The sequence below is a fragment of the Vibrio sp. YT-17 genome (assembly GCF_033337375.1).
GTDB classification, from domain to species: Bacteria; Pseudomonadota; Gammaproteobacteria; order Enterobacterales; family Vibrionaceae; genus Vibrio; species Vibrio alginolyticus.
The window spans coordinates 1-2,006 of the sequence record NZ_JAWOQP010000059.1 but is presented as its reverse complement, the minus strand read 5'-3'; the positions used below and the strand labels follow the sequence as shown (position 1 = coordinate 2,006).

Sequence of the window (2,006 nt, the reverse complement as noted above, 5' to 3'; positions counted from 1 at the left end):
CAAGTAAAGCGTTGAGCGAGTCACGCCCGCTTCCTTGCGCCTCCATAAACGCGCTATCTCGCAGCTTGGCTGTTTCGTAACTTACCGCCCAATCCCATTCAAAACTCCACTCATCATTGGCCGCAACAGGTGCAACCATCCATAATGAAGCGGCAATGAAGCTAATCGCAGCGCTGTTTACATTGATGATGGCGTTAAAGAATCGCACTTTCATAAAACATCCTTGATGGCGTTAATAACCTTAAATTACAGCTCCGATGTATTGGCTTTCGGCAAATAACTCGGGTTGTAGAATTTGTTATCCAGCTGCCACGGTACGATTTCTTGATACTCAATCACCGTCTTTTTGCTCGGTTGAATGCTGTCGAGCAGGGTCATCTTACTGACGTAATCTTCGCCGTGGTTGGTCGCTCGTCCGTATTGCGCTTTCTTGGCAAGCTTGCCTGAACGCAAATAAAGATCCGCTTTGATCGGGAACGCATCTTGCTCAGACAACCACAAATCGATCTTCTGATAACTCGCCCCCTTGGTCTTGGCCGTTAGGGCAAGGCGATAAACCGCGATGCTCTGTCCATTTATCGTGAGGGTTTCCGTCGCTTTCCACTCGCCTTGGTAATCCTGGCTCCACGTCAACGTTGAAATATCACCAATTGAGGCTTCACCAAGCAGCTTTTGCATTGGCGTAATACGAATTGGGCGGCGGCTCTTTGGCATTTGCAGCCAGTAGTTATCGCCCATCATCAGCATCTTCTGCCCCGCTTCGACCGCCGATTTGAACACCACCAGCGATTCACGGTTTGGCCGCGTGTACACATGGTAGAGACGCGTTTTGTCCAACTCTTGGTCTTGATACAAACGCACCAGCGACACCACTTTAGAAGAATCATCTTGCAAGCGGTAGCTGTCGGCTTTCTCAATCAACTGCGCGACTTGTTGTGCATCCAGCGCTTGTTCAGCAGCACTCGCAACGCTGCTGACAGCCAATAGTGTGATGGTTAGTAATGGTTTGAAATTAAACATAGATCAGTGCCTCCGTAATTGGCTTGTTCACGCCTTTACGCGCCGAGAAAAACGCCGCGACCAAACAAATCAGCAATACTGATAACCCTGCAGCAGCCACCAGCTCCCAAGAAAAGTAAATCGTCAATGGATAGCCTTCTGTGCGTCCTGGCGGTGGCGGCATTTGTACGTCCACCACCATCAAAAAAATGGTCACCAGCGCGGTAAACAAGGCGCCGATACAACTGCCAATCACCGCGAGTAAACCCGCTTCGCGTAAAAATCCGGCGATGATTTCTCGGGGATAGCTGCCCAATGCGGACAAGGTGCCGATTTCACGAGTACGCTCGGTCACAGACATAGTCATGGTGTTGAACAACGCGACAAACACGACCAGAGCCATTACGGCGCCCATAATGCCGAAAATACGGTCGTACAAATCTTTCACTTTTAGATAGAAAAACGCACGCTCTTGCCAAGGCGTAATTTCAACCTCTTGATCGCCAAAGCTCGGTTTTTGTTTGTTTAGAATCGTCGCGACTTGCTGTTCAACCTTGTTGGTTAAGCTGGTGTCGAACAGAAATACTGACAGCGCACTGACTTTGTCCGACCCCAGCAGAGACTGAGCACTGTTGATGTGTACGTAAAGTTGGCGTTTATCCAGCTCAGGAACGCCAGTTGAGTAGATACCGCGAACTTTAAAGTCGTAAGCGTTCAAAGCGCCATCTGTCGTAGTAGCAAGTAAGGTAATCCAATCACCCACGTTGACGCTCAGATTATTGGCGAGATCCACCCCAAGCATCACTTCTGGCTCAGAAGCGTCGTAGCGAGAGGCATGAATGTTGGAAAGCGTCTGCCCATCACGCACGTCCAAAAACGGCCCTTTCATATCGAACTCGCGTTCGTTAACGCCGATACCAATAAAAATCGAGGACTTGCTGCCGTTAGAGATCAAACCGCTGAATTCCACTCGAGGCTGTACGCCTCGCACCTCACTCAAACCAATC

At 49.6% G+C, this 2,006-nt stretch carries 2 protein-coding genes and 1 pseudogene; all 3 read right to left on the bottom strand.

Going from position 1 to position 2,006, the window contains the following annotated elements; translation table 11 throughout:
• Window positions 1-214: pseudogene (locus R7F67_RS23795) on the bottom strand (hypothetical protein); the annotation flags it as partial.
• A 32-nt stretch (window positions 215-246) separates the two neighbouring features.
• On the bottom strand, window positions 247-1,020 hold the full coding sequence (locus R7F67_RS23790) for an outer membrane lipoprotein-sorting protein (protein ID WP_318057412.1): 774 nt from the start codon (window positions 1,018-1,020) through the stop codon (window positions 247-249).
• A partial coding sequence (locus R7F67_RS23785) for an ABC transporter permease (RefSeq protein ID WP_318057411.1) occupies window positions 1,013-2,006 on the bottom strand: 994 nt, incomplete at its 5' end. The genes R7F67_RS23790 and R7F67_RS23785, both read right to left, overlap by 8 nt.

Excerpts from the sequence above, each read along its gene's own strand:
- R7F67_RS23790 (WP_318057412.1), bottom strand. The coding sequence starts at position 1,020 with ATGTTTAATTTCAAACCATTACTAACCATCACACTATTGGCTGTCAGC.